Origin of the sequence: Neobacillus sp. PS3-12 (assembly GCF_030915385.1) — a bacterium.
Lineage (GTDB): Bacteria > Bacillota > Bacilli > Bacillales > Cytobacillaceae > JAEVLT01.
In genome coordinates this window covers 2579304-2604211 of sequence record NZ_CP133268.1, presented here as the reverse complement: position 1 = coordinate 2604211, position 24908 = coordinate 2579304, and the positions used below count along the sequence as shown (strand labels likewise).

Here is a 24908-nt window from a genome sequence, read left to right as displayed (position 1 = left end):
TATATAATCAAGTTAGGAGGACTATTCGGTTGAAGAAAAGAATCATTGTTTGGATTGGGATCCTCTCTTTGTTTTTACTTTTAGCTGGATGCAGTGAAATTAAACAACCGATCACACCTGAAAGTAAAGGGATTTGGAACCAATATATCGTTTACCCATTATCCTGGCTGCTTAAAGAAGTGGCCCATCTGCTCGGGGGAAGTTATGGGTGGTCGCTTATTGTCGTAACGGTATTGATTCGCTTAGTCATCCTGCCTCTAATGATTAAGCAAACGAAAAGCGCCAAGGCCATGCAGGCACTGCAGCCTGAAATTCAAAAGCTGAAAGAAAAATACAGTTCCAAAGATCAAAAAACCCAACAAAAGATGCAGCAGGAACAGATGGCTCTATTTCAAAAGCATGGTGTCAATCCAATGGCTGGCTGTCTGCCATTAATCATTCAAATGCCAATTCTAATCGGTTTCTATCACGCCATTTCTCGTACCCGCGAAATTGCACAGGATAGTTTTCTTTGGTTTGATTTGGGGACAAAAGACCCTTATTATATCCTGCCAATTATTGCGGGTATTACAACCTTTATCCAGCAAAAAATGACCATGGCTGGAACGGAACAGAATCCGCAGATGGCGATGATGACCTGGATGATGCCGATTATGATTGTGATTTTTGCTTTCAATTTCCCAGCTGCTTTATCTTTATACTGGGTAGTCGGAAATATTTTTATGATTGTTCAAACCTACTTTATTAAAGGACCGGAACTGAAGAAAACAGCAGTGACCGGAAAAGCGGGAGGAGCGAAAAAGTGAAACAAGTAACTGCTACAGGACAAACTGTCAAAGAAGCAGTAGCACAAGCTTTAGCTCAATTAAACACAACGAAAGACCTTACAGAAGTTTCTATTATTGATGAAGGAAAAAAAGGCATTTTTGGTATTTTTGGATCACGTCCTGCGATTGTAAAGGTAACCGTAAAGAAGGAAGATCCGATTGAAGAGGCAAAAAAATTCCTGTATCAAGTTAGTGAGCAAATGGGAGCCTCAATCGAAATTGAAGTGAAAAGGGATGGAAAGCTGGTACAGCTTTATTTGAAAGGTGATAAAATTGCCCTCTTGATCGGAAAAAGAGGCCAGACTTTGAATTCTCTTCAATACCTGACCCAATTGGTGATCAATCGACACGCTGAACAGTACTTGACAGTTATTTTAGATGCTGAAGATTACCGAAACAGAAGAAATGAAACCCTGGTACATCTTGCCCATCGGCTTGCCCAAAAGGCACTTAAAACAGGGAAAGATGTATCACTCGAGCCAATGCCTTCATATGAGCGAAAGGTTATTCATACTGCTTTAGTGGACAATAAAAAAATCAAAACATTTTCCGATGGATCTGAACCACATCGGTATATAGTGATTTCTCCAAATAAAAAATAAATAAAAAGACATCCAGCCGAGATTCGGCTGGATGTCTTTTTATTTGGTGGGATTTGTCCCTCCTTTTTGACCTTAAAGGTGTTTGCAAGTTTATAAATATTCTTTCTGTGGATAATGACTAATACTTGCTTTGTTGTTATTCACATGTGGATAAGTTAAAATAATATGGAATGTTTATATTCGCTGTGGATAAATAGTGGTGTAAGACTATAAACTTATTTTTTATTGTGGTATTCTAATCTTTTGGGACAAAAGCTTTTTTATTTTATATAGATAGTGGCTTTAAGTGAGGTGAAAAGACATGGAATTAGATACAATTGCGGCGATATCGACTCCATCTGGGGAGGGAGCAATAGCGATTGTTCGATTAAGTGGAGAAGATGCTGTCAAAATCGCTGATAAAATATTCAAGAGCGTAAAAGGGAAACGGCTAGCTGAGGCCATGACACATACAATCCATTACGGGCATTTAATCGACCCACACGAAGGACAAGTAGTAGAAGAAGTCATGGTGTCTGTCATGAAAAGACCAAAGACCTTTACGAAAGAGGATGTAATTGAAATCAATTGCCATGGTGGAATCGTTTCTGTCAAACGTGTCTTGCAATTAGTTTTAAAAAATGGTGCAAGGCTGGCGGAACCTGGGGAATTTACAAAACGGGCTTTTCTGAACGGAAGAATTGATTTGTCTCAAGCAGAGGCAGTTATGGATTTAATAAGGGCAAAAACAGATCGTGCCATGAATGTTGCTTTAGGACAAATGGAAGGGCGACTTTCAACACTAATCCGCAAATTGCGTCAAGAGATTTTAGAAACATTGGCACATGTCGAAGTAAATATAGATTATCCAGAATATGATGATGTAGAAGAAATGACCCATAAAATGTTAATGGAAAAATCAACCCTTGTTCGAGAGGAATTAAAAAAACTTTTGCAAACCTCACAGCAAGGGAAAATCCTTCGTGAAGGATTGTCAACCGTCATCATTGGTCGGCCAAATGTTGGAAAGTCTTCATTGCTCAATAGCCTTGTTCATGAAAATAAGGCTATTGTTACGGATATCCCGGGAACAACACGTGATGTTATTGAAGAATACGTGAATGTAAGAGGTGTTCCACTTCGACTATTGGATACAGCGGGTATTCGGGAGACTGAAGACATCGTTGAACGAATCGGTGTGGAGCGTTCTCGCCAAGTGTTAAAAGAAGCAGATTTAATTTTGCTTGTGTTAAATTCGGCAGATCCATTAACAATAGAAGATGAGAATCTTTTTAAAGCGGTTGAAGGCATGGATGTGATTGTGATCGTCAATAAAACAGATCTGCCGCAGGAGATCGACATGGATCAGGTAAAGGAATTATCGGGTGAACATAAGCTTGTAACCACTTCATTACTTGAAGATCGCGGAATTGATGAACTTGAAGAAGCCATTTCCTCGCTATTTTTTTCAGGTACGATTGAAGCAGGCGATTTAACTTATGTTTCAAACACCCGCCATATTGCCTTATTGACACAGGCATTACAGGCGATCGAAGAGGTAATCGAAGGTATAGAATTGGGAACACCAATTGATATTGTTCAAATCGATTTGACACGTTCTTGGGAATTCCTTGGCGAAATAATTGGTGATAGTGTACATGAAAGCTTAATTGATCAACTGTTTTCACAGTTTTGTTTAGGAAAATAATATAATACGGAATTATTTTAGATTTATCGTTTTACAAGGAGGAGCAAAATGGATTACGAAGCAGGATCATATGACGTCATTGTCATTGGTGCCGGTCATGCCGGCTGTGAGGCAGGCCTTGCTGCTGCAAGACTTGGCGCAAAAACACTGATCGTGACAATCAATCTTGATATGGTGGCATTTATGCCATGCAACCCATCTGTCGGTGGCCCTGGCAAAAGGAATTGTTGTTAGGGAAATTGATGCACTTGGCGGTGAGATGGGCCGCAATATTGATAAGACCTATATTCAAATGCGGATGCTTAATACTGGTAAGGGCCCGGCAGTTCGTGCCTTAAGGGCTCAGGCTGACAAATTTGCTTATCAGCATGAAATGAAGAATACAATTGAAGAAGAACAAAATGCTACCTTAATTCAAGGTATGGTTGAGCAATTAATTGTTGAGGATGGAGTCTGTAAAGGTGTAGTCACCAAAACAGGTGCAATTTACCGTTCCAAGACAGTCGTTGTTACGACAGGAACCTACCTTCGCGGTGAAATTATTATTGGTGAATTAAAATACTCCAGCGGACCAAATAATCAGCAGCCTTCAGTCAAGCTGTCTGATCATCTTAAAGAATTAGGATTTGAGCTGGTCCGATTTAAAACGGGAACACCGCCAAGGGTTAACAGCAACACGATAGATTATAGTAAAACGGAGATTCAGCCTGGCGACGATGTCCCAAGGGCATTTTCTTACGAAACAACCAAATACATCACCGATCAGCTTCCATGCTGGCTGACATATACAAATGAACGGACACATCAATTGATCGATAATAACCTTCATCGTTCACCAATGTACTCTGGAATGATAAAAGGTACAGGCCCACGTTATTGTCCATCTATTGAAGACAAAGTTGTTCGTTTTAACGATAAGCCAAGACATCAACTCTTCCTGGAGCCTGAAGGAAGAAATACAAAGGAAGTTTATGTCCAAGGACTTTCAACTAGCTTGCCAGAAGATGTTCAAAAGCAAATTCTTGAAACGATCCCAGGACTTGAAAAAGCGCAAATGATGCGTGCGGGTTATGCAATTGAGTATGATGCGGTCGTTCCAACACAGCTTTGGCCGACACTTGAAACAAAAGTTGTTAAAAATCTTTACACTGCTGGTCAAATAAACGGAACATCCGGATATGAAGAGGCAGCGGGTCAAGGAATTATGGCCGGAATTAACGCTGGTCTAAACGCATTAGGGAAAGAGCAGCTTGTTCTTAGTCGTTCTGATGCCTATATTGGTGTACTTATTGATGATTTGGTTACAAAAGGAACAAATGAGCCATACAGATTGCTAACATCAAGAGCGGAATATCGTCTCTTGCTAAGACATGATAATGCTGATTTACGCTTAACTGAATATGGCCATCAAATTGGACTTATTTCCGAAGAAAGATATGAGAAATTTTTAACCAAAAAGGCAGCCATTGAAGATGAAAAGAAACGGCTAACAGCCACGATCCTCAAGCCATCACAGCAAGTCCAGGAATTGATTCGCAGCCTTGGTGGAAGTGAGTTAAAAGATGGAATTCGCGCAAGCGATCTTTTAAAAAGACCTGAAATGACTTATGATCATATTGAAGCATTAACACCAAGTGATGTTCCACTAGATCAAGATGTCAAAGAACAAGTGGAAATTCAAACTAAATATGAAGGCTACATCGAAAAGTCGTTGCAGCAAGTTGATCGGCTTAAAAAGATGGAAAATAAGAAGATTCCTGAGAATATTGATTATGATGCCATTACCGGAATAGCTACGGAAGCAAAACAAAAGTTGAAGAAAATCAAGCCATTGTCCATTGCCCAAGCATCCAGGATATCCGGTGTAAATCCAGCTGATATCTCAATTCTTCTTGTGTATTTGGAAACCGGCAAAATTGCTCGGGTTGCCAATTAAGGGGACGACGCCTATGAAAATAGAACAATTTGTTGCAATGTTAGCAGAAAAAGGAATAGATCTTACTCCCAAGCAATTAGAGCAATTTGAAATATATTATCAAACATTGGTTGAGTGGAATGAAAAAATGAATTTAACCGCGATCACGGATAAAGATGAAGTTTATCTGAAGCATTTCTATGATTCTATTTCAGCTGCCTTTTATTTCGATTTTTCTAAACCCATTCAGTTATGCGATGTTGGGGCTGGGGCAGGATTTCCTAGTATTCCGCTTAAAATTATTTTCCCTTCAATTGAATTAACGATTGTTGATTCATTAAATAAGCGGATTACATTTTTAAATCATCTTGCAAGTCAGTTAAATCTCGACCATGTTCATTTTATCCATGATCGTGCTGAAACCTTTGGAGTAAATCCTGATTATCGTGAAAAATATGATGTGGTAACAGCAAGAGCAGTGGCTAGGATGTCTGTTTTAAGTGAACTTTGTCTTCCTCTTGTCAAACAGGGCGGGACATTTATTGCTATGAAAGCAGCCCAAGCAAAGGAAGAATTAGATTTGGGCAAAAAGGCTATCACACTTTTAGGTGGAGTGGTTGAAGATACCTTCACGTTTACCTTGCCAGTTGAAGAAAGCGAAAGAAATATAATTGTCATAAAAAAGACAAAAAATACACCGAAAAAGTATCCACGGAAACCGGGTACACCAAATAAAGTACCAATAGAGTAGTGACAGCAATTTTGTTTTTTCTTGTTTTTTAGATGCAGGAACTTGTCAATTATATAGAGAATAAGTTATAGGGAGTTTCGTAAAGGTGGTGTTGGGGATGAAGCATACAATTACACGCTTTTTTGGCCTCGGCGAAAAGGAACAACAGGTTGAGCAGGTTGAGCAGGTTGAGCTGAATGAGCTGAATGAGATCGAAGCTATAGATGACAAAGATGAAGTTAAAAAGATTCCTATAGAAAATATTGTTCCAAACCGCTTTCAGCCTCGAACTGTTTTTGATGAAGCTAAAATTGAAGAATTATCAAGAACGATTCATATTCATGGTATTATTCAACCAATCGTTGTACGAGAGTTTGAAGCAGGTAAATATGAAATTATTGCTGGTGAACGGCGATGGAGAGCAATGAAGAAACTTGGCTGGGATCTTGCTCCAGCTATCATCAAAAATTTAACAGATACTGAAACGGCTTCTGTAGCTTTAATTGAAAACCTTCAGCGTGAAGAACTTTCGCCAATTGAAGAAGCAATTGCATATGGAAAGTTATTGGAGCTTCACAACTTGACACAGGAGGCACTTGCACAGCGTTTAGGCAAGGGACAATCTACTGTTGCTAACAAGCTTCGGCTCCTAAAGTTACCAGATAAAGTACAAACTGCATTACTGAATAAACAAATTACGGAGCGTCATGCTCGTTCCCTTATCCCGCTAAAAGATTCAGAAAAGCAAATAAAGCTTTTAGAGGAGATTATTGAAAAGAACCTTAATGTAAAACAAACGGAAGAACGTGTTGTTCGTTTATTGGAGCAAAAGACAGGGAAACCAAAGCCGAAACGAAAAGCATTTAGTAAAGATATGAGAATTGCAGTCAACACCATTCGTCAATCATTAACAATGGTGTCGAATAGTGGCATTAATCTTGCTGCTGAAGAAGAGGAGTTTGAAGATTTTTACCAATTTACGATTAAAATTCCAAAGAAAAAATAAAAATAGATTTGGCAAATATAGGAATAGGCGGAACCTAAAGTACGATTAGGTTCCGCTTATTTTTTGAAACTTATGATTTAATTTTTAGAAAAAAAACTCCATCGATTCAGTTTCGTGATAAAATAAATAACATGGCTATTCTTATGGATACTAGTCTAGTAGATAAAGGTAGGTGATCTCGTGAGCAAGGTGATTGCAATCGCGAATCAAAAAGGGGGAGTCGGTAAAACGACAACCGCTGTTAACCTGAGTGCCTGCTTAGCATATATAGGAAAACGGGTTTTGCTTGTTGACATTGACCCACAGGGCAATGCAACAAGTGGGATTGGGATTGAAAAGGCAGAAGTAAATCAATGTATATATGATGTTTTAGTAGATGATGTGGAAGCCAAAAATGTTATTAAATCATCAACCATTGAGAATTTGTATGCCATACCAGCAACCATTCAATTAGCAGGTGCTGAAATTGAATTGGTTCCGACGATCTCAAGGGAAGTCCGTTTAAAAAGGGCGCTTGAAGAAGTGAAAGACAACTATGATTATGTTGTTATTGATTGTCCTCCATCATTAGGACTATTAACAATTAATGCTCTAACTGCTTCAGATGCAGTATTGATCCCAGTTCAATGTGAGTATTACGCATTGGAAGGGTTAAGTCAGCTCTTGAATACAGTACGTCTGGTTCAAAAACATTTGAACCATGATTTGAAAATTGAAGGCGTATTGTTAACGATGTTAGATGCACGAACAAATTTAGGTATTCAAGTTATTGAAGAAGTGAAAAAGTATTTTCAGGATAAAGTATACAAAACGATTATTCCTCGGAATATCAGACTCAGTGAAGCTCCAAGTCATGGAGAACCGATTATTACCTACGATCCTAAGTCACGTGGTGCAGAAGTATATGTAGAATTGGCGAAGGAAGTGGTATCGAATGGCTAAAGGTTTAGGAAAGGGTTTAGGAAAAGGACTGGATGCATTACTTCCTGCTATTGATGCTAGTAATGATGAGATGATTCAGGAACTTAGCTTGAAAGATTTGCGGCCTAATCCTTATCAGCCAAGGAAAACCTTTGATCAAGAGGCAATCGAAGAGTTAAAAGCATCCATTATTGAACATGGTATTTTGCAGCCGCTTGTGGTGAGAAAAAGCATTAAAGGTTATGAAATTGTTGTGGGCGAAAGACGTTACCGTGCAGCAAAGGAAGCAAAACTGGATAAAATTCCGGCGATTGTACGGGAACTTTCTGAACAGCAAATGATGGAATTAGCGATACTGGAAAACCTGCAAAGGGAAGATTTAAATCCGATTGAAGAAGGTATGGCTTACCAAACATTAATGGAAAAGCTGAACTTGACGCAAGAAGAAGTGGCAAAAAGGTTGGGAAAAAGCCGACCGCACATTGCCAATCATATCCGCCTCCTATCATTGCCAGCTAAAATTCAAGAGCTCATTTCAGCGGGAACCATTTCAATGGGACATGGCCGTGCTCTGTTAGGTCTTAGGCAGAAGAATAAACTCCCTTCTTTGGTGGAAAAGATCGTAAAAGAGAATTTAAATGTCCGTCAGCTTGAAAAGTTAATCCAGCAATTAAACGAAAATGTTTCACGTGAAACAAAAAAGCCTGAGCTTAAAGCGGATCTCTTTTTAAAGGAACGTGAAAGTTCCTTACGAGAAAGATTTGGGACAACGGTCAATATTAAACAAACAAAAAATAAAGGTAAAATTGAAATTGAATTCTTCTCTAAAGAGGATTTAGAGCGAATTTTAGAACTTCTAGATGAAGAGCCATCCTTCTAAGCCATCAAGGATGGTTTATTTTTTTGCTCTCAGAATGCTAATCTGATTACCTTCGTACACAGTTGACTCTGTTCAAGTGCTTCAGATACCTAACAATACAATTACAAATCTTGCACTTTTAATATAATCATGATAGGTTAGGATTATTGATAAAATTCGACAATTGGAAAAACAGGTGACAGGTAAATGTTTTTATTAGGAACACTAGTAAATGGTGTGTTAATTATTATTGGTTCATTGCTTGGCAAATGGCTAAATCGTATTCCAGAGAGCATGAAGGTAACCGTTATGTTTGCGATCAGCCTTACGGTTATGGTTTTAGGATTACAAATGGGATTGAAGAGTGACAATTTTCTAATCGTGATTTTGAGTATGGTCATAGGTACAGTCATTGGTGAATTGATGCAGCTGGAGGAGAAGCTAAATGATCTCGGCGGATGGCTGGAAAAGAAAGTTGGTTCAAATGGAACAGGAAGTATATCTGAGGGTTTTGTTACGGCAACGCTCATCTTTGTCATTGGTGCTATGGCAATCATTGGTGCTTTGGACAGCGGGATTCGCGGTGATCATGCTGTTTTGTATACAAAGGGGATTATTGATGGATTTACGGCCCTTATTTTAACAACAACCCTTGGAATTGGTGTCATCTTCTCTGCAGTTCCAGTTTTGATTTATGAAGGAAGCATCGCTGCATTTGCTACTCAAATCAATCAAGTTATTCCACATGCCTTAATGACTCAATTTATTAATGAAATGACCTCTGTTGGCGGTATCATGATTTTTGCGATCGGTTTAAATCTAACAGGGAAAATCAAAATAAAAGTAGCCAATTTTTTACCGGGTATTGTCGTTACAGCCATAATTGTTACGATTTTATATTACTATCATCGGTTCCTTTAAAATAAAAAGGCAAGTATCTTTGAATTGTTATAATGTGTATAGTCAATCAAAGATACTTGCCTTTTTTTAATTGTTATTTACAGAAGTTTCCTCAAAATCTAGCCAGTCGGACTTCTTTGTGTAATGTCGATTTGCTTGATCGATTCCGTTTGCAATTGTTTTTGCCATTTTCAAGACGATATTAAGTCGTGTGTTCTGGAGGACAAAAAACTCCATAAAGCCACTTACATTTACAATCCCTGTGACATGGATATGACCAACAGCAGGCAGTTCCTTGTTTACACCTGCTCCTGGTTTTACAGGCCCATTTCCTACCTCAATAAAACCTACACTTTTATATCTGCCTAAGCAGGCATCAATACCAATAATAAAGGGGTGAAAATGCTTTTCGTTAATTTCTTTTAATTTTTCTTCTAGGTTTACAGCATGTATAGGGTCATCTAATGTACCATAAATATAAAATGACGGAAGTTTTTTCTCTTGTAGTAATGTCCCAACAAGTGGTCCTAATGAATCACCAGTAGAACGATCAGTTCCTATACAGACAAAAACAATCGGGCGCCTTGTCATTACCGGGAAAAAAGAAAGTAATTCTTGAGCCAGGTTGTCTGCAGCTTGATCTTCTTCATGGAAAATCCTGGTACTTGCCCTCCTGTCAGAAAAGGGATTTTAGATTCATTCAGTCCACTCCCTAATATTAGTATTACCAGTATACGAACATTTTAAATAATCTATACATTTTCTTTAAAAACTTCTATCTCTAAAAAAAAATTGTTAAAATAGATTTTGAAATAGTAGGTTGCAGGGGGAAAATAATAATGAATATTTCTCAAATCGGTGTTTCTCAAAAGCTGATAACTGATTTTTTAGATGAGAAAACATGGGTTACTATTGGTACAGGAATCATTAAAATTATCATCATAGTTGCAGTTGCGAACATTATCATCCGCATTGGAAAAGTAACAATCCACAATATATTTAAAATTAGGGACCGTTCTCCATTGAGAACATCTGAACGTCGTGAAGAGACACTTTCAAAGCTATTAGATAATGTGCTTTCGTATGTCATTTACTTTATTGTATTTATGATGATTCTTTCCGTTTTAGGAATTGACGTAAAGGCCTTGTTGGCTGGGGCGGGAATTGTAGGTTTAGCAATTGGTTTTGGAGCTCAAAGTTTGGTCAAAGATATACTATCAGGATTTTTTATTATTTTTGAAGATCAATTTTCTGTCGGAGATCATATTCGTGTTGGCCAATTTGAAGGGGATGTAGAAGCAATTGGTTTACGAACAACCAAAATAAAAAGTTGGACAGGCGAGCTACATATTTTACCAAATGGGTCAATCAACCAAGTAACAAACTTTTCTTTAAATAACAGTGTTGCAGCTATAGATGTTGCAATAGCATATGAAGAGGATATTGAAAGAGCTGAAAGAGTTATTCAAGAACTACTTGAAAAACTTCCAGAGCAATATGAGGATTTAGTTAAGACACCAGATCTTTTAGGAATTCAAAATCTTGGCCCTTCTGAAATTGTCTTAAGAATCGTTGCTGAAACCCTGCCGATGAAACACTTTTATATTGCTAGGATAATCAGAAAAGAAATTAAACTGAAACTTGATGAAAATGGGATAGAAATTCCATTTCCACGTGTTGTTATGTACACAAGAGATGGTGAACAACAAAAAGAACCAAGTGTATAAAGAGGTGTATATAAATGGAAGAAAAAGAGTTTGCACTCAATGATATTGTTGAAATGAAAAAGCAGCATCCATGTGGGACCAATCGATGGAAAATAATACGTATGGGTATGGATGTAAGAATTAAATGTGAAGGCTGTTCACATAGCGTCTTGATTCCAAGAAGAGAGTTTTCAAGAAAAATGAAGAAAGTCTTAGTTAAGCATGAAGCTGATTGATGTCAGCATCATGCTTCTTTTTTTGACTTATTTATATTATGCTAAAATAAAAAGGTTGAATTGGGGGTGTGAAACTTGTCTGAACGATTTCAATCAGCATGCCCATTAAACTGCTGGGATAGCTGTGGCTTTCAAGTTACAGTCGAAAATGGAAAAGTCATAAAAATTGATGGTGACCCCTCCCACCCAATAACAATGGGCAAAATTTGCGGCCGTGGCCGCATGCTGGAAATGAGGGCAAACTCTTCTCAGCGGCTGCTCCAGCCATTAAAGAAGATAAAGGGCGAATTTAAACCTATTTCATGGCAAGAGGCTCTGGATGAAATTGCTGATAGATTAGTAGAAGTGAAAAATAAATATGGAAGCACCGCTGTCCTTCATAGTCATGATTATGCAAATAATGGTATATTGAAAAACCTTGATCAGCGTTTTTTTAACCTTTATGGCGGTGTCACAGAGTTAATCGGTTCACTCTGCTGGGGTTCAGGAATTGAAGCACAAAAATGGGATTTCGGGAATGCCTGCGCACATGCTCCGGAAGACCTTATAAATAGTAAAAATATTATTATTTGGGGAAGAAATGTTGCCCGTACTAACATGCACTTTTATGAGCAGCTCCTCGAAGCAAAAAAACGTGGTACCAAGATATATGTCATTGACCCGATCTATAATAGTACAGCGAAAATTGCGGACCAATATATCTCGATAAAGCCTGGAATGGACGGTTTGCTTGCTGCGGGTATTATAAAGGAAATTCTTCGCTTAGGGTTAGAGGACCATGACTTTATAGAGGATCATACTTACGGTTTTTCAGATTTAGCAGAATTGCTTAATGGAATTTCCCTTGGGAAAATCAGTGAAATAACGGAAGTTCCAATCGAAAGGATCACTTTTTTAGCTAGAGTTTATGCCGGGAAGCCGACAGGAACATATATGGGCCTTGGCATGCAACGTTACAGCAATGGAGGCAACACGATTCGTCTCATTGATGCTTTGGCTGCTGTAAGTGGAAACATTGGCATTCCTGGGGGCGGAGCCAATTACGCCAACCTTCAAGTGGGTCAGAGTTTTGCTTTTGAGGAATTGACCCTACCAGAACGTAAAGATACACAAAGAAGTTTTCCAATCATGAAACAAGCAGAGGAAATATTAACAGCTAGTAATCCAAGTATCGAGATGATTTTTGTTACATGTGGCAATCCGCTTACCCAGGTTCCGGATTCATCCGTCGTCAAAAAGGCTTTTTCTTCTATTTCTACGCTTGTTGTTATCGAGCAATATATGACAGACACTGCCCAACTGGCTGATTATGTTTTGCCAACAACAACCGCATTTGAGGAAGAAGATTTATATTATTCGTCCATGTACCATCATTATATTAATTATGGTCCCAAACTTGTCGAAGCACCAGGGGAAGTAAAATCAGACTTGTGGATTTGGACGCAGCTTGCAAACAGGCTTGGATTTGGTAAGGACTTTGATTTTTCAAGAGAGGAATGGCTCAAGATGTGTTTAAAGCCACTCGCTGAAAAAGGTTTAACTCTTCAAAAGCTGAAAAATGAGCATACCTTGGAATTACCAGTTAAAAAGGTTCCTTGGTCGGATTATCATTTTCAGACGCCTACTGGAAAGTACGAATTCACATCCAGCAAGTATGGTCGTATAAAGCTTTCTCTTCCGATGGAATCTAAATGGTCAGACTCGGAACTGGCAAATAAATATCCCTACCATTTGCTAACGATCCATCCATTGCGATCGAATCACTCGCAGAATTATCAACTATGGGGAAATAACCCTGTTGTTAAGGTTGAGATAGCAGAAAACATTGCTAACAATCTTCAGTTGAATAATGGAGATAATATAAGAGTTTGGAACGATCGCGGTGAAGTAACAGGTATTGCTTCATTAAATATAAAAATTCATCCTAATACAATCAATATTGATGAAGGAATTTGGAGCAAATTCGGTGGTCCGATTAATTCGCTGACATCCAGTCGGGCTTCTGACAACGGACTAGGAAGCACATTATATGATTGTCTCGTCAATATTGAAAAATTTTAAGCAGCTGCATAAGCGGCTGTTTTCTTTTGGAAACTTGTCTTTTCCTCATTTAATAACTATAATTGTGGGAGACTTTTTTATTTTTGACATAATGAAAAACTTATGGATAGATATTTTTTTAGAGGAGTGACATAGGAATGGCTTTAACTGCAGGTATTGTTGGTTTACCAAATGTCGGTAAGTCTACATTGTTTAATGCAATTACCCAGGCAGGTGCAGAATCTGCCAACTATCCCTTTTGTACGATTGACCCAAATGTAGGTGTTGTTGAGGTTCCTGATGAGCGTTTAAACAAGCTGACAGAGCTTGTTCAGCCAAAAAAAACAGTTCCTACTACCTTTGAATTTACGGATATTGCCGGAATTGTAAAAGGTGCAAGCAAAGGAGAAGGTTTAGGGAATAAGTTTCTTTCCCACATTCGCCAGGTAGATGCAATCTGCCAGGTTGTCCGTTGCTTTGAGGATGAAAACATTACCCATGTTGCCGGTAAAGTTGATCCTATTTCTGATATTGAAACGATTAACCTCGAATTAATCTTGGCCGACATGGAATCTGTAGAAAAACGAATTGCTCGTGTTGAGAAGTTAGCAAAACAAAAAGATAAAGAATCAATGGCTGAATATGAAGTTCTTTCCTTGCTTCGTGATGCTTTTGAGGAAGAGAAACCAGCTCGTACCGTTGAATTTAATGATGAACAATTAAAGATTGTGAAAGGACTTCACCTATTAACAATCAAACCAGTTCTTTATGTAGCCAATGTTGGTGAAGATGAAGTGGCCGATCCATCTGCAAATGAATATGTTCAAAAGGTTCGTGAATTTGCTGCTGCTGAGCAAGCAGAAGTGATTGTTGTTTGTGCAAAAATTGAAGAGGAAATTGCTGAACTTGAAGGTGAAGAAAAAGCAATGTTTTTGCAGGAGCTTGGCATTAAGGAATCAGGTCTTGATCAATTAATCCGCGCTGCCTATCATTTGCTTGGTTTAGCAACTTACTTTACTGCTGGTGTTCAGGAAGTCCGCGCATGGACCTTCCGCAAAGGAATGAAAGCACCACAATGTGCAGGAATTATTCACACTGACTTTGAACGTGGATTCATCCGTGCTGAAACTGTATCCTATGAAGATCTATTAGCAGGCGGAAACATGGTCGCTGCCAGAGAAGCAGGTAAAGTAAGACTTGAAGGTAAAGAGTACGAAGTAAAAGACGGAGACGTCATGCACTTCCGTTTTAATGTTTAATATTTCACTTGCTCCGCAGATTTCTGTGGAGCATTTTGTATTTTATTGTCCGGGAAATAGTGATGGGCATTGCTTTTCAGGAAGAGCTGTGCTATACTTTTACCTTGTGAGTAATGAACAATTGCTCCTTGCCCGATAAGGGCCGTTTAGACCAAAAGGAGGTGACAGTGATGAGAAAGTACGAAGTTATGTACATCATCCGCCCAAACATTGAAGATGAAGCGAAAAAAGCTCTAGTTGAGCGTTTCAGCACAATTCTTAAAGATAACGGTGCGGAGACAGTAGAAACAAAAGATTGGGGTAAGCGCCGTCTTGCATATGAAATCAATGATTTCCGTGATGGTTACTACCAAATCGCAACTATAACATCTACACCAGCTGCGGTTCAAGAATTTGACCGTCTAGCAAAGATCAGCGAAGATATCATTCGCCACATCGTAATTAAAGAAGAAGAATAGAACTTGATATAAATATTTTCGAAAAAAATGTTTCGTATGAAACATTACTTGGAGAAAAGGAGTTGATTCTGATGATCAATCGTTGTGTACTTGTTGGTCGTTTAACAAAAGACCCTGAATTAAGATACACACCAAATGGTGTTGCTGTTGCTACCTTCACACTTGCTGTAAATCGTCAATTTTCAAATCAGCAAGGTGAACGAGAAGCAGACTTCCTTAATATTGTCGTTTGGCGCAAGGCAGCAGAAAATGTTGCAAACTTCCTGAAAAAAGGAAGCTTGGCAGGTGTAGACGGAAGAATTCAGGTTCGTACTTACGAGCAAGATGGAAAACGTCAATATTTTACCGAGATTGTAGCAGACAATGTTCAGTTTCTTGAGCCTAAAGGATCCGCAGGCGGCGGAAGAGGCAACGATTATGGTGCCCCACCTATGGAACCATCAGGAAATCCATATGGCGGCAGCAATCAGAATCAACGACAAAACAATAACAATAACAATAATAACAATCAGGGTTTTACCAGAGTGGATGAGGATCCGTTCGCAGGAAACGGTCAAATTGACATTTCCGATGATGATCTACCATTTTAATAAAACCTTTATCTAAAATTAAAGGAGGGTATTCACATGGCTCCAGGAGGACGCAAAGGTGGACGTGCTAAACGTCGTAAAGTTTGCTATTTCACAGCAAACGGAATCACTCATATCGATTATAAAGATGTTGATTTACTAAAAAAATTCATCTCTGAGCGTGGAAAAATTTTACCTCGTCGTGTAACAGGTACAAACGCAAAGTACCAACGCAAATTAACAGTTGCGATTAAACGTGCACGTCAGATGGCATTATTACCATTCGTTGCAGGTGAATAATAAGTAGAAAGAAGGCAGTCAGGGCATGTCCCTGCTGCCTTTTTCTTTTTTAGTTGAATCAAAGTTCTCAACTAGCTACAATATAGGGATAAGGGTTTAATGAATTATGGGGTGAAGAGTTGAATAATGTACGTAAATTAACCGAAGGAGCCATCCTTTTAGCAGCTTTTACTGTTTTATTATTAATTACCATCTATGCACCAGTAATTGGTATGATCGTTAACTTTGTTTTACCATTGCCGTTTATTTTATTTGCTGCAAAAAATGATTTGAAAAGCATCCTTGTTTTTACGGTTGCTGGGCTTCTGATCTCATTTATTGCAGGTACGATTGTTGCATTGCCGCTTACACTTACATACGGTATTACCGGGGCAGTAATGGGTTATTTAATCCAAAAAAACAAAAGCAGAACGGCAATACTAATTGCAGGCTCGTTTATTTTTTTACTGAGCTTAATTATTCAATATGTAGTAAGTGCTGCTCTCTTCCATTTTAACTTTATCGATGAATTAATTAAAACAATGCGTGACTCTTTATCAACTTCATCGGATATTCTTAAGGGATTTGGTCAACAACAAGAAAGCCAAAAGGTTCTAAAACAATTTGAGCAAGCATTAGATTTAATTAAAACACTAGTTCCAAGTTTATTTGTTATTTCATCGTTTGTTGCTGTTTTCTTCATTCAGTTGCTGGCGTTGCCTGTATTGAAAAGATTTGGAATCAATATGGAGAATTGGAAGCCCTTTAGAGAAATTAGCCTCCCAAGGAGCCTTCTATGGTACTATCTAATAGTCATGCTCTTACAGATGGTATTTCATCCGCAAACCGGCACATACTTGAGCACAGCGTTAATCAATCTTTCTTATATTTTGCAGTTATTTATGCTTTTTCAAGGGTTAACCTTTATCTTTTATTATTTCTATCAAAGAGGTGCATCCAAGTCCTTGCCTATCATAATCGTTGTGGTCTCATTCATCATGCCAATTCTTCTTTATATTATAGGGATATTAGGTATAATTGATTTAGGTTTCGGACTGCGAAAGCGTAATGAAAAACAAGTGTAACAATAGGAGCGATAAACGATGCCTACATTTTTAGAAAAGCGATCGATTAGATATCCCTTTTACGGGTTAACAGGCATTACAGTAGTGCTTCTGATCATCTTGTTCATGTATAATTGGATATTAAGTTTAGCAGGGTTGCTGGCAATGGTATTGCCGATTTACTATATGTTTTCCATTGACAGACGTCAGAGAAAAGAATTGGAAGAATATATTGCAACCTTGTCATATCGAATCAAGCGAGTTGGCGAGGAAGCTCTGTTAGAGATGCCAATTGGGATTATGCTGATAAACGATGAGTATGTTATTGAGTGGACAAACCCCTTTCTTGCTTCATGCTTTGATGAGGATACATTAGCCGGGAGATCCCTCTATAATGTGGCTGAATCGCTTATCCCATTGATCAAACAGGAAGTGGAAACGGAAATTATTATGCTTCATGATCGGAAATTCCGTGTAATTTTAAAACGGGATGAACGACTTCTTTACTTTTTTGATGTAACGGAACAGGCAGAGATTGAAAAAATGTATCGTAATGAGCGAACGGCTATTGCGATCATCTTTTTGGATAACTATGATGAACTGACACAAGGAATGGATGACCAGATGCGCAGTAGTTTAAATAACCTGGTTATTTCCATTCTTAATAAATGGGCCCAAGAAAATGGTATTTTCTTTAAGAGGATCTCATCAGAACGCTTTATTGCTGTTTTTAATGAAGGTATTCTGCAAAATCTTGAAACAAGAAAATTCGCCATCCTTGATGATGTGAGAGAAATGACATCGAAACAAAATGTTTCTTTTACTCTAAGTATTGGTGTGGGTACAGGGGTCTCTTCCCTTCCTGAATTAGGAACGCTTGCTCAATCGAGTCTCGACTTAGCACTGGGCCGCGGTGGCGACCAGGTTGTCATTAAGCAGGCAGATGGGAAGGTGAAGTTTTACGGAGGCAAGACAAATCCAATTGAAAAGAGAACGAGAGTGCGGGCAAGGGTTATCTCTCATGCGTTAAAAGAATTAATTACTGAGAGTGATAAGGTTATTATCATGGGGCATAAAAACCCTGATATGGATGCAATTGGTGCTTCAATTGGGATTTATAAGGTTGCCCAAATGAACCAGAAAGATGCCTATATTGTTGTAAACTTTCAAGAAATTGATACCGGTGTCAAACGGCTTGTGAAGGAAATTCGTCAAAATGAAGAGGTACTTTCCTATTTTATAAGCCCTGAGGAAGCATTAGAAATCGCCACCGATAAAACGTTACTTGTTGTTGTTGATACACATATATCAGGTCTTGTTATTGAGGAACGGCTCCTTAGTAGGATTGATAAGGTTGTTGTCATTGATCATCACCGTCGCAGTGAAGACTTTATTAAAAATCCGCTGTTAGTTTATATGGAGCCATATGCCTCCTCTACCTCTGAATTGGTGACAGAACTTTTGGAATATCAGCCAAAGCGCGGAAAAATCGATATGCTTGAGGCAACCGCCCTTTTAGCAGGGATCATTGTGGATACAAAGAGCTTTACATTGCGAACGGGTTCACGAACATTTGATGCTGCATCGTACTTAAGGGCGCAGGGTGCTGATACCGTTCTTGTTCAAAAATTCCTGCGAGAAGATATTGATTCCTATCTAAAGAGGTCGAAGTTAATTGAAACAGTCGATTTTTATAAAGATGGCATTGCTATTGCCACTGGAAGTGATCAACAAATTCATGATCAGGTATTAATTGCGCAGGCAGCGGATACCTTGTTAACTTTAGATGGTGTTGTAGCTTCTTTTGTCATTGCTAAACGAAACGAAGAGCAGCTTGGAATTAGTGCCAGGTCACTCGGGGATATCAATGTTCAGGTCATAATGGAACACCTTAGAGGCGGCGGCCATCTCACAAATGCGGCTACACAGCTTTCAGGTGTATCCATTGAAGAGGCTGAAGAGATGCTTAAACAAGCAATTGACGAATACATTGAAGGAGGAAAAAAAGGATGAAAGTTATTTTTTTAAAGGATGTTAAAGGAAAAGGTAAAAAAGGTGAAGTGAAAAATGTAGCGGATGGTTATGCCCATAACTTCTTAATAAAACAAGGTTTGGCAATTGAGGCAAATCAATCTAGCATGAGCTTACTCTCAGCTCAACAGAAAAAAGAGGAAAAACTAGCAGCTGAAGAACTTGCTGAAGCAAAAAAATTAAAAGAAGCTGTCGAAAAAGTAACCGTTGAGTTGATAACAAAAGCTGGTGAGGGCGGACGGTTATTCGGATCGATTACAACAAAGCAAATATCTGAAGAATTACAAAAAAAACACGGTATCAAAATCGACAAAAGGAAAATGGAATTGGCAGATGCGATTCGTACACTTGGCCATACAAAGGTACCAGTTAAGCTGCATCATGAAGTAACGGCTGTTTTGGATGTACATGTCAAAGAAGGAAACTAATTTTTACCCATTCACTTTTAAAATAAACATGATATGATAGTAGAGGTAAATGTGATCGGTTGTAGCTGGTCACTTTTTCTCTTTTCCAAAGGAAAAGGGGCGGAGCTTCGCAAATATGCAGTTGCTGAACCAGCTCTTGTTAAAGAAATAGATTCATTTAGATGACTTGGATAGTGTGGCTGCGCTCGCGCCGCCTTTTTGATTAATTATTCCTCTTAGAATGGAGGTTTTTATATGAGTGATGTGTTTGCAGACCGCATTCCCCCGCAAAATATTGAAGCAGAACAGGCTGTTTTAGGTGCCATTTTTCTGGAACCATCTTCCCTAACATTAGCTTCTGAGATTTTAATACCCGAAGACTTTTACCGTGCTGCCCATCAAAAGATATTTAATGCGATGTTAAAATTAAATGATGAAGGCAAAGCTGTTGACTTAATTACGGTTACTGAAGAACTTGCTGCCGCCAAACTTTTAGAAGATACTGGCGGTGTTAGTTATTTAAGTGAACTTGCTGCTTCAGTGCCAACAGCAGCGAATATGGAGTATTATGCTAGAATAATAGAAGAAAAATCATTGCTTCGCCGATTAATCAGAACGGCTACAAACATTGCTCAGGATGGATATACTCGTGAGGATGAAGTAGAAACAGTTTTAAGTGAAGCTGAAAAAAGTATTTTAGAGGTAGCACAACGTAAAAATGCCGGTGCATTCCATAACATTAAAGATGTCCTTGTTCGGACATATGATAATATTGAGTCCATGCATGCCAGTGTTGGTGAGATTACCGGGATCGCCACAGGTTTTACCGAACTAGACAAGATGACGGCAGGATTCCAGCGCAACGATTTAATTATCGTTGGAGCCCGTCCATCTGTTGGTAAAACAGCATTTGCCTTGAATATCTCCCAAAATGTTGCGACAAAAACAGGTGAAAATGTTGCGATTTTTAGTCTTGAGATGGGTGCGGAGCAGCTAGTCATGCGTATGCTTTGTGCCGAAGGAAATATTGATGCCCAGCGATTAAGGACAGGCTCTTTAACGGATGAAGACTGGGGTAAACTGACAATGGCAATGGGAAGCTTGTCAAATGCCGGGATTTTTATTGATGATACTCCTGGGATACGGGTGAATGATATCCGTGCAAAATGTCGCCGTTTAAAGCAGGAACATGGTTTAGGAATGATCTTAATTGATTACTTACAGTTGATTCTCGGAAGCGGCCGATCAGGTGAAAACCGCCAGCAGGAAGTATCAGAAATTTCAAGGTCATTAAAGCAGCTGGCGCGTGAACTTCAAGTGCCTATCATTGCCCTTTCACAGCTTTCCCGTGGTGTAGAGCAGCGTCAGGATAAGCGGCCGATGATGTCCGATATTCGTGAATCAGGTAGTATTGAGCAGGATGCCGATATTGTAGCCTTCCTCTACCGCGATGATTATTATGATAAAGAATCAGAGAACAAAAATATCATTGAAATTATTATAGCAAAACAGCGTAATGGTCCGACAGGAACGGTTTCGCTTGCTTTTGTAAAGGAATATAATAAATTCGTCAACCTCGAAAGGCGTTTTGACGATTCCATGGTGCCTGCGGGCGCATAGAATTCGTAAAGGATTAACCAGTTTAATAGGTTAATCCTTTTTTAGTATATTAATATTTTACGAACATAAATTAATAGTTTAATATAAATTGTTCGTGTTTAGATTGACTTTAGTGTAGTAAAATTGGTAAACTGTTTTTGGGTTAAAAAATGATATTACATATATGTTTAAATAAACTTGGAGGTGCTCTAAATGACATCTGTAGTAGTTGTTGGTACACAATGGGGAGACGAGGGAAAAGGTAAAATTACCGACTTTCTTTCGGAAAATGCTGAGGTTGTTGCCCGCTATCAAGGTGGAGATAATGCAGGCCATACGATAAAATTTAACGGTGAAACATATAAATTGCGTTTGATTCCATCAGGGATTTTTAATAAGGAAAAGATTTGTGTGATCGGCAACGGTATGGTTGTTAATCCAAAATCACTTGTAGAGGAACTTGCAGGTCTTCATGAAAGAGGTATTACAACTGATAATCTTCGCATCAGCAATCGTGCGCATGTCATCCTCCCTTATCATTTAAAATTGGATGAGGTTGAGGAAGCAAATAAAGGTGAAAATAAAATCGGAACAACGAAGAAGGGAATTGGCCCTGCCTACATGGATAAGGCAGCACGTGTAGGTATTCGGATGGCTGACCTGTTGGACCGTGAAGTATTTGAAGAAAAGCTTGAAAAAAACCTAAAAGAAAAGAATCGTTTGCTCGAACGGGTTTATGAAACAACCGGCTTTACAAAAGAAGAAATTTTGGAAGAGTATTTTGAATATGGCCAGCAAATTAAGCAATATGTTCTCGATACATCCGTTATCCTTAATGATGCCTTGGATGAAGGCCGCCGTGTACTTTTTGAAGGTGCACAAGGTGTAATGCTTGATATCGATCAGGGTACCTATCCGTTTGTTACTTCCTCCAATCCTGTAGCTGGCGGCGTAACGATTGGTTCCGGTGTAGGCCCAACAAAAATTAATCATGTAGTGGGTGTTTGCAAAGCATACACTTCTCGTGTGGGCGACGGTCCATTCCCTACAGAATTAAATAATGAAATCGGCGATCGGATTCGTGAAGTTGGCCGTGAGTATGGAACAGTAACCGGACGTCCACGCCGCATTGGCTGGTATGACAGTGTCGTGGTTCGCCATGCCCGCCGTGTTAGTGGAATTACGGACCTATCTCTTAACTCCATTGACGTATTAACTGGATTAGAAACAGTTAAAATTTGTACAGCATACCGCTACGATGGTCAATTAATTGATGAATATCCAGCAAACTTAAATATTTTGAAAAAATGTGAGCCTGTATACGAAGAGCTTCCAGGCTGGACAGAGGATATTACAAGCTGCAAGTCATTAGATGAGCTTCCTGCCAATGCCCGCCACTATATAGAACGTGTTTCTCAGCTTACAGGGATTCCTTTATCAACCTTCTCTGTTGGACCTGCACGTGAACAAACAAACATCGTAAGCAACCCTTGGAGACTGTAAGGACTTCGGAATATAAATGCCCTCCGATTTGGAGGGCATTATCTTTAAAATTTACATTTATTTTTTTATTTCATAAAAAAAATTAAAAAAGCTATTGCATTTTATGAAATAGCTATGGTAATATTAAAAACGTCGTCAAGAACGATACGAATATTACTTAAGTACGAGCCATTAGCTCAGTTGGTAGAGCATCTGACTTTTAATCAGAGGGTCGAAGGTTCGAGTCCTTCATGGCTCACCATTATTATCATGGTGGCCCCTTGGTCAAGCGGTTAAGACACCTCCCTTTCACGGAGGTAACACGAGTTCGAATCTCGTAGGGGTCATCGGCATTTGGTGGTTGGCAAGTGACTGGCAAGGACGGTCTCCTTGCTGACTGCCATTAATAAAATAAAGTGGTCCGGTAGTTCAGCTGGTTAGAATGCCTGCCTGTCACGCAGGAGGTCGCGGGTTCGAGTCCCGTCCTGGACCGCCACTTTTACATAAGTAAAAGATTAGTGAATTAATTAAATTATGGCTCGGTAGCTCAGTCGGTAGAGCAAAGGACTGAAAATCCTTGTGTCGGCGGTTCGATTCCGTCCCGAGCCATCTCAAGGGAGCTTGCAAATGCAGGCTCTTTTTATTTTGCCTTCATTGTAATGTTGTCGTAATATTACATCCTTTTTCTTACAAAAGATTGGCGCTTTTGTCACAGTTTGTAGAATGTTAGATTTTATTTATAGATCCCTTTAACTACTGATATATAAGGTTTATCCTATATCCCCTTTAATTATTAATTACCAATTTAATCCTAATAATTGTTGTAAAATGTCAGTTTTTATACAATTATGTTACATTCTCTGAATTTACCATAATTTTTTGCTGAATTATGGTAAAGTAAAAAAGTCAAATAAAACGCTTTCTCATAGAATGCTATTCTTAGAGATTTGTTTCCCGAGATTCAGGAGGATATGTAATGAGGTTTACCAATTTCACGAACAAGGCAATGAAACTAATTAATTCCCCATTCAAAAAATCTATAATCATTTCTGTTACCATTGCAGCATTAGCTTTCCACACAAATCCAGTCGCCTTAGCAAACAATTCAAAACTCTCAACAGCGAACGACTCACATAAAGTAAAAAAGACTGCAAAGGCCATTGATCATAAAGCGCAAGCAGCAGCCATTGTTATTGATGGAAAACCTGTTGTCTATTTAGATAGTAAAAACACTGCACAAGATGTAATCAAAAAACTAAAACTTCAGTATGTAAATGAGGACCAATTAACAGCGGTTGAAGCAAAAAGTACATCTGAACAGCCATTAGGGCAAAACGAAACCCGCATTCTTGATCTTCATCTTTCAGCAGATGCTGCCATTGAAGAGGTAAAAGCTGAACCTGATCAAATACTGTCACTTGATCAAGCAGTAAGTTTTTTACAAAAAGGAACCTTGGAAGAAACAAAATACAAGGTTAAGCAAGGAGATGTTCTTGGCACCATTGCCAGTGAACATCAATTAAAAATCACCAATTTAATTGCTTTAAACCCTGGATTAACAGAAAATTCCGTTCTACAGATTGACCAGGAGCTAAACGTAACAGTTCCAAAGCCATTTGTGGAAGTCGTTGTTGAAAAGGAGTTTAATCAGCAAGAGGAAATTCCATACCAGACAGAAGTTAAAGAAGATCCCAATGTGGCAAATGGTGAATCAAAAGTTAGTCAAACAGGACAGGCTGGACTACAAAGTGTTACCTATCACGTAATAGAGCAAAATGGAACAGCGGTTAAAAAGGATGTTACGAAGCAAGATATCATCAAACAGCCAGTTAACCAAATTGTTGTGAAAGGAACAAAAGTCATTCCATCCCGTGGTGAAGGCAGTTTTGCTTGGCCTGCTGTAGGTGGATATATCTCCAGTACAATGGGTTATCGCTGGGGGAAATTGCATAAAGGAATCGATATAGCAAGACCAAGTAATCCAACCATTAAAGCCGCTGACAATGGGGTCGTTGTATCCGCGGGCTGGGATAACGGCGGATATGGAAATAAAATTGTGATTAATCACCAAAATGGATATCAAACCGTATATGCCCACCTTTCCTCGATTGGTGTAAAAACAGGACAAACGGTAGAAAAAGGATCAGCCATCGGCGTAATGGGGGCAACAGGCGATGCAACGGGTGTTCACTTACACTTTGAAGTATACAAAAATGGAGCCCTCCAAGATCCCTTAAGCTATATTAAAAAATAACATAGACAAAGTCTCTAGGTGTACTAGAGGCTTTTCTGATTTTCCAATAAGTTACAAAAATAAAAGCCAATTGTTTC

Annotated in this window: 22 protein-coding genes, 4 tRNA genes and 1 pseudogene; 26 read left to right on the top strand and 1 reads right to left on the bottom strand. The window is 38.8% G+C overall.

Features of this window, described 5'->3' with window-relative positions; genetic code table 11:
* The first annotated feature begins 29 nt into the window (after positions 1-29).
* From spoIIIJ to RCG17_RS13125, 9 genes and pseudogenes are all read left to right on the top strand, one after another.
* Positions 30-806: a YidC family membrane integrase SpoIIIJ gene (gene spoIIIJ, locus RCG17_RS13165; RefSeq protein ID WP_308175567.1), complete on the top strand. Its 777-nt coding sequence runs from the start codon at positions 30-32 to the stop codon at positions 804-806.
* Positions 803-1429: an RNA-binding cell elongation regulator Jag/EloR gene (jag, locus tag RCG17_RS13160; protein WP_308175566.1), complete on the top strand. Its 627-nt coding sequence runs from the start codon at positions 803-805 to the stop codon at positions 1427-1429. The genes spoIIIJ and jag overlap by 4 nt, the downstream gene beginning before the upstream one ends.
* Before the next feature lie 301 nt (positions 1430-1730).
* Positions 1731-3116, top strand: coding sequence for a tRNA uridine-5-carboxymethylaminomethyl(34) synthesis GTPase MnmE (mnmE, locus tag RCG17_RS13155; protein ID WP_308175565.1), 1386 nt, complete (start codon positions 1731-1733; stop codon positions 3114-3116).
* A gap of 48 nt (positions 3117-3164) precedes the next feature.
* Positions 3165-5052, top strand: a pseudogene (gene mnmG / locus RCG17_RS13150) (tRNA uridine-5-carboxymethylaminomethyl(34) synthesis enzyme MnmG).
* Between the two features lie 13 nt (positions 5053-5065).
* Positions 5066-5782, top strand: a complete 717-nt coding sequence (gene rsmG, locus RCG17_RS13145; protein WP_308175564.1) for a 16S rRNA (guanine(527)-N(7))-methyltransferase RsmG — start codon at positions 5066-5068, stop codon at positions 5780-5782.
* A gap of 97 nt (positions 5783-5879) precedes the next feature.
* Positions 5880-6767 (top strand): nucleoid occlusion protein, encoded by an 888-nt coding sequence (gene noc / locus RCG17_RS13140; protein WP_308175563.1) that lies wholly within the window; start codon positions 5880-5882, stop codon positions 6765-6767.
* 180 nt (positions 6768-6947) lie between these two features.
* Positions 6948-7709, top strand: coding sequence for a ParA family protein (locus tag RCG17_RS13135; protein ID WP_308175562.1), 762 nt, complete (start codon positions 6948-6950; stop codon positions 7707-7709).
* The gene (locus RCG17_RS13130; RefSeq protein ID WP_308175561.1) at positions 7702-8568 is read left to right on the top strand and encodes a ParB/RepB/Spo0J family partition protein; all 867 of its coding nucleotides are present in this window, start codon (positions 7702-7704) and stop codon (positions 8566-8568) included. The genes RCG17_RS13135 and RCG17_RS13130 overlap by 8 nt, the downstream gene beginning before the upstream one ends.
* Positions 8569-8754: 186 nt before the next feature.
* Positions 8755-9468, top strand: a complete 714-nt coding sequence (locus RCG17_RS13125) for a DUF554 domain-containing protein (RefSeq protein WP_308175560.1) — start codon at positions 8755-8757, stop codon at positions 9466-9468.
* Between the two features lie 66 nt (positions 9469-9534).
* On the opposite strand, the gene yyaC is transcribed toward RCG17_RS13125, so the two are convergent.
* Entirely contained in the window at positions 9535-10104 is a 570-nt protein-coding gene (yyaC, locus tag RCG17_RS13120; RefSeq protein WP_308175838.1) for a spore protease YyaC, read from the bottom strand.
* Positions 10105-10286: 182 nt separating this feature from the next.
* On the opposite strand from yyaC, the gene RCG17_RS13115 reads away from it, so the two are divergent.
* From RCG17_RS13115 to RCG17_RS13035, 17 genes are all read left to right on the top strand, one after another.
* Positions 10287-11174: a mechanosensitive ion channel family protein gene (locus RCG17_RS13115; protein ID WP_308175559.1), complete on the top strand. Its 888-nt coding sequence runs from the start codon at positions 10287-10289 to the stop codon at positions 11172-11174.
* Between the two features lie 14 nt (positions 11175-11188).
* Positions 11189-11389, top strand: coding sequence for a DUF951 domain-containing protein (locus RCG17_RS13110; RefSeq protein ID WP_308175558.1), 201 nt, complete (start codon positions 11189-11191; stop codon positions 11387-11389).
* Between the two features lie 75 nt (positions 11390-11464).
* Complete coding sequence (locus RCG17_RS13105) at positions 11465-13450, top strand: molybdopterin-dependent oxidoreductase (RefSeq protein WP_308175557.1); 1986 nt, start codon at positions 11465-11467, stop codon at positions 13448-13450.
* Positions 13451-13587: 137 nt separating this feature from the next.
* Positions 13588-14688 (top strand): redox-regulated ATPase YchF, encoded by a 1101-nt coding sequence (gene ychF, locus RCG17_RS13100; RefSeq protein ID WP_308175556.1) that lies wholly within the window; start codon positions 13588-13590, stop codon positions 14686-14688.
* A 170-nt stretch (positions 14689-14858) separates the two neighbouring features.
* Positions 14859-15146: a 30S ribosomal protein S6 gene (rpsF, locus tag RCG17_RS13095; RefSeq protein WP_308175555.1), complete on the top strand. Its 288-nt coding sequence runs from the start codon at positions 14859-14861 to the stop codon at positions 15144-15146.
* Between the two features lie 71 nt (positions 15147-15217).
* Positions 15218-15736, top strand: coding sequence for a single-stranded DNA-binding protein (gene ssb / locus RCG17_RS13090; RefSeq protein WP_308175554.1), 519 nt, complete (start codon positions 15218-15220; stop codon positions 15734-15736).
* 36 nt (positions 15737-15772) lie between these two features.
* Positions 15773-16015, top strand: a complete 243-nt coding sequence (gene rpsR, locus RCG17_RS13085) for a 30S ribosomal protein S18 (protein ID WP_308175553.1) — start codon at positions 15773-15775, stop codon at positions 16013-16015.
* A 119-nt stretch (positions 16016-16134) separates the two neighbouring features.
* On the top strand, positions 16135-17079 hold the full coding sequence (locus tag RCG17_RS13080; RefSeq protein WP_308175552.1) for a YybS family protein: 945 nt from the start codon (positions 16135-16137) through the stop codon (positions 17077-17079).
* A gap of 18 nt (positions 17080-17097) precedes the next feature.
* The gene (locus tag RCG17_RS13075) at positions 17098-19071 is read left to right on the top strand and encodes a DHH family phosphoesterase (RefSeq protein ID WP_308175551.1); all 1974 of its coding nucleotides are present in this window, start codon (positions 17098-17100) and stop codon (positions 19069-19071) included.
* Positions 19068-19517 (top strand): 50S ribosomal protein L9, encoded by a 450-nt coding sequence (rplI, locus tag RCG17_RS13070; protein WP_308175550.1) that lies wholly within the window; start codon positions 19068-19070, stop codon positions 19515-19517. The genes RCG17_RS13075 and rplI overlap by 4 nt, the downstream gene beginning before the upstream one ends.
* Positions 19518-19751: 234 nt before the next feature.
* Complete coding sequence (gene dnaB, locus RCG17_RS13065; RefSeq protein ID WP_308175549.1) at positions 19752-21116, top strand: replicative DNA helicase; 1365 nt, start codon at positions 19752-19754, stop codon at positions 21114-21116.
* 192 nt (positions 21117-21308) lie between these two features.
* A complete protein-coding gene (locus RCG17_RS13060) occupies positions 21309-22598 on the top strand; it encodes an adenylosuccinate synthase (protein ID WP_308175548.1) in 1290 nt (429 codons plus the stop codon).
* A gap of 165 nt (positions 22599-22763) precedes the next feature.
* Positions 22764-22839: transfer RNA gene (locus RCG17_RS13055), tRNA-Lys, on the top strand.
* A gap of 13 nt (positions 22840-22852) precedes the next feature.
* Positions 22853-22924: transfer RNA gene (locus RCG17_RS13050), tRNA-Glu, on the top strand.
* A gap of 71 nt (positions 22925-22995) precedes the next feature.
* Positions 22996-23073 (top strand) — tRNA-Asp (locus RCG17_RS13045).
* A 40-nt stretch (positions 23074-23113) separates the two neighbouring features.
* Positions 23114-23186, top strand: a tRNA-Phe gene (locus RCG17_RS13040).
* Between the two features lie 367 nt (positions 23187-23553).
* On the top strand, positions 23554-24831 hold the full coding sequence (locus RCG17_RS13035) for a M23 family metallopeptidase (RefSeq protein ID WP_308175547.1): 1278 nt from the start codon (positions 23554-23556) through the stop codon (positions 24829-24831).
* The last annotated feature ends 77 nt before the right edge of the window (positions 24832-24908 follow it).